The following is a 4,400-nucleotide window of genomic DNA, read 5'->3' on the forward strand; positions in this document are numbered from 1 at the left end:
GGCGGAATATCAAAACGACTTATTAATTTCTCGAAAACACTTGTTGGTCCTTTACCGGGTGGTTTGGCGATGGTAGTTGTTCTAGCGAGTATTTTCTTCTCGGCCCTTACTGGAACAGCAATTGCAGCAGCTGCAGCAATCGGTGGAATGATGATTCCAGCTATGAATAAAGAAGGCTATGACGTTCGGTTTTCATCAAGTCTCGTTGCGACATCAGCTACAATTGGGCCGATTATTCCTCCTAGTATTGTATTAATTTTATACGGAGTAATCGCAAGTGTCTCTATAGGTGATCTTTTTATTGCGGGTGTTATCCCAGGACTGTTGATGGGTGCAGGACTCATGGGATACAGCTACTATATTGGGAAAAAACATAACTATCGTTCGAGTGATAGAAGAGCGACTTTTAAAGAAATAGTTGTTGGTGCCAAGGATGCAATATTAGCATTAATAATGCCAGTGATCATCATAGGCGGTATTGTTTCTGGAATTTTTACACCGACTGAATCCGGTGTAATCGCTGTGGTATATGCTTTGATTATCGGATTGTTCGTTTACAGGGAAATTTCCATAAAAGACCTATGGCCGATTTTACTTGATACGGCAAAAACGACGGCCACTATTGTTTTCCTTATTGGATCAGCATCATTATTTATATGGTTCTTATCTTTTAATCAAATACCGAATCAACTGATAGATTTGATGGGGGATGTATCGGAGAACCCAATTTTATTATTGTTGATCATAAATATTATTTTACTTATCGCAGGAACATTTATAGATACGATCAGTGCGGTTTCGATCTTTACCCCGCTGTTTTTGCCGTTAATAATGGCAACAGGTATTGATCCAGTTCATTTTGGGATTATTCTTGCTGTTAACCTGACCATCGGCATGGTAACACCACCGCTTGGAGTTTGTTTGTTTGTAACTTCATCTATAGCCAAGATTGGGGTCCCAAAAATGTTTAAATATTTATTCCCTCAAGTGGCTATTTTGGTCATTGTTCTTTTAATAATTACTTACGTACCTGAAATCGTTCTCTTCCCAGTTGGACTATTTCAATAATGAGAGGAAATATTTTAATGAATCCAATAGAACAGAGGTTGCGGTTTAGAGCGAATTTAGATGATATGACGACATCAGGCATGTGTGATAACTACTTGCAAGTGAATATGATCACCTTACCCTGGGAGTATGCATTTGAATTTTTGTTGTTCTGTAATCGTAATCCAAAACCATGCCCTATAGTCGATGTTTTGGAACCAGGCGTGATACATCCATCAATTGCAGATGCCGATATTCGTACTGATCTTCCTAAATATCGTATTTACCGAAATGGAGTGTTCGAAAAGGAAGTATTGGATATAAAGAAAGAATGGAGAGATGACTTTATTACATTCTTGGTCGGATGTAGTTTTACATTTGAAAAAGCGCTAAACCAGGCAGGTATAACTCTGTTGCATCAGAAGCAAAAAAAGGTAGTCCCAATGTACAAGACCTCACTCCCCTGTAAGAAAGCAGGTAGATTCGAGGGGAATATGGTTGTTAGTATGAGAGCTCTGTTAAATGAAGAAGTTGAAGAAGCTAAAAGTATTACCTCCAAATTCGAGACATCCCATGGGGCACCTGTACATATAGGAAAACCTGAGGAAATCGGCATTACTGATATTTTCTCTCCTGACTATGGGGAAAGCATTGCCTTCGATCAGAAAGAGAGAGTCCCGGTTTTTTGGGCATGTGGTGTTACTCCCCAGAGCGTTGGATTAAATGCAAAACCTTCGATTATGATCACTCATGCTCCTGGACATATGTTGATTACGGATAAGCTTGAGACAATAAGGTGACGAACACCAAATTTTCAAAATGATAGGGGAATTAAAGACAGATGCTATAGAACATACCCATTAATTAAATGTTTGATTAATGGATATGTTCTATTTAGATAGAAGAAAATAACTGTCTGAACTTTTCCATGTAATTTGTCAACTCGATTTGCAGAAATCAATTTGCAAACCAGTTAAGACAATAGAGAATTAGAGGAAAAAAGTTAAGCTTTACAAACATTATTAGTATCTTGTTATGCTAACATTTTACTAACGCAATCCAATGCAAACCGATAAATATTCGTTAAAGATGTTACAGGAAGAATTTAGCATAACCTTGAAATACCGCACTTTTTGCACACGGTGTGTAAGATATAACACACCCTCCCCTTAGGGGCGGCATGATGTAATCAGGGTTAAAAAACCTTAATAAGCCGTAATTGAAATCTCTTATTCCTGCTAAGGTGTCCGTAAAAGTGATCGATATACTTAATAATATCTAAAGAAAGAGATCCCTATACGTGAAAATATAGGGATCTCTTTTTTTCTATGTCCCGCATTTCTTTTTTTATTAACAATATATTTCCACAATAGTAAAAATATAGTTTATTTAAATCTCTTTTGATATGATGAATTTAAGATACTGTATTTGGCTTGTTAAATTATATCGGTAAATAAATTAGGAGTGATAAAGAGTGATTAGCAAACTACAAATAAAACAGGGTACAAAAGAAAATCCTTCAGTAATTGATATAGACGTATCTAAGCCTACAATTTTTGTAGGACCTAATAATTCCGGTAAAAGTTTACTTCTTAGAGAGATTCAGGAATATTTATCAACAGCGAGTTCTGAGAATTTTTTATTAGTGAATAATATCGATGTACAGGAGTTCTCAGAAGAGGAGATTCTTAAAGCCATTGACACTATAAGAGTCCCATCGAGTAGACATGACACTACAACAAATATCCCGGTAAAGAAACCAATTGTTTATGGTGGAAACTACGATATGAGAGATATTCATTGGCCGCATATTTCTAATTATCTAGCAAATAGTTCTGATGAAATGAACAAAAGATATTTTTTAGAGCAATTTTACTCTCTCTTTATCTTGAGACTTGATGGAAGAACTAGGTTTGCTCTTACTGAGCCTACACCATCAGCAGACTTATCCGGGCCTTCCATGAATCATTTAATGTCGTTATTTCAAAATGATGAATATAGAGAAGAACTGAGGAATATTATATATGATGCTTTAGGCATTTATTTTGTAATTGATCCTACTGGCATGAATGAATTTAGGATTCGCTTCTCTAAAAGAGCACCTAAAAGTACTACCGAAGAGCAGTCACTAGATCAAGAATCGAGGGAATTCCACAAAAATGCTATTAATATACTAGACATGAGTGATGGTGTAAAAGCGTTTACGGGCATCCTTTCTTCCATGTTTAGTTTTAATTATAAAACAATTTTAGTTGATGAACCTGAAGCGTTTTTACACCCCCCATTAGCTAGAAAGTTAGGATTAAGATTAACTCAATTATCAAATAAGAAAATAGCAAATTTACTTATGGCTACTCATAGTTCAAATTTTGTTATGGGATGTATTGAATCAGGTTTAGAGGTTAATATAGTTAGACTTACGTACAATAATGATGTCGCGAGTTCAAAAGTGCTTGATCATAAAGATTTGTTAACTTTAATGAAAGATCCTTTATTAAGGTCAACTGGAGTAATTAGTTCGCTTTTTCATGAAAAAGTAATAATAACAGAAGCAGATGCAGATCGCTCATTTTACCAGGAAATCAATCTAAGGATGATAGAAAAGAATAATCGTGGAGTAAAGGATTGTCTATTTTTAAACGCCCAGAATAAACAAACTACCTCCCGGATAATGAAGCCATTAAAAGATTTAGGAATACCGGTCGCATCAATTTTAGATATTGATGTCATTAAAGAGGGCGGTACAAATTGGACTAATTTATTGAAAGGTGCTCATATTCCAGAAGAATTGCATAGTAGCTTAAATAATTTAAGACAATCAGTCAAAAAATCATTCGAAAATACTGGTAAAGATATGAAAAGAGATGGGGGAGTAGAGCTTCTAAAAGATGGAGAACAAGTTGCGTTTTGGAGTTTAGCTGATCAACTTGCCCAATATGGAGTCTTTATAGTGCCAGGAGGAGAGCTAGAAAGTTGGCTAAGCTACTTAGGAATTGGTAAAAATAAATCTACCTGGCTAACACATATGTTTGAAGCTTTGGGGAGCGATCCAACGTCAGAAGAATATGTCAAGCCAAGGGAAGAAGAAGATGTTTGGAAATTTACTTCTTCCATTGCAGATTGGTTTGATAATTAATGTATCAATAAAGAAAGTGTAAATTAGAAAGAATAACTAAATTAGTGGAACAGATATTCTTCATTCTTAAAAAGGAGGTCATAGCAAAATCTAAAATGTACCCTATAGAGTAGACACTTAAAAAAAGTCTACCTATAGGGTATTTTTTTGTATAATGACAAATAGACAACTAGTAGAAATCGGGGAAACATCATGAGTAAAAAAACATTCACAGAGA

The 4,400-nt window shown here is 35.4% G+C and carries 3 protein-coding genes; all 3 read left to right on the forward strand.

Features of this window, described 5'->3' with window-relative positions; all coding sequences use genetic code 11:
- A partial coding sequence (locus tag HP456_RS20340) for a TRAP transporter large permease (RefSeq protein WP_172254501.1) occupies positions 1–1,068 on the forward strand: 1,068 nt, incomplete at its 5' end.
- Positions 1,069–1,085: 17 nt separating this feature from the next.
- Positions 1,086–1,847 carry a putative hydro-lyase gene (locus HP456_RS20345; protein ID WP_172254505.1) on the forward strand — a complete coding sequence of 254 codons (762 nt, stop codon included), beginning with the start codon at positions 1,086–1,088 and terminating at the stop codon, positions 1,845–1,847.
- A gap of 674 nt (positions 1,848–2,521) precedes the next feature.
- A complete protein-coding gene (locus tag HP456_RS25555; protein WP_172254503.1) occupies positions 2,522–4,183 on the forward strand; it encodes an ATP-dependent nuclease in 1,662 nt (553 codons plus the stop codon).
- The last annotated feature ends 217 nt before the right edge of the window (positions 4,184–4,400 follow it).

The sequence above is a fragment of the Bacillus haikouensis genome (genome assembly GCF_013179555.1).
Lineage (GTDB): Bacteria > Bacillota > Bacilli > Bacillales > Bacillaceae_B > Rossellomorea > Rossellomorea haikouensis_A.

Bases quoted from the DNA above. Each gene is read 5' to 3' on its own strand.
- HP456_RS20345 (WP_172254505.1), top strand. From the start codon at position 1,086: ATGAATCCAATAGAACAGAGGTTGCGGTTTAGAGCGAATTTAGATGAT.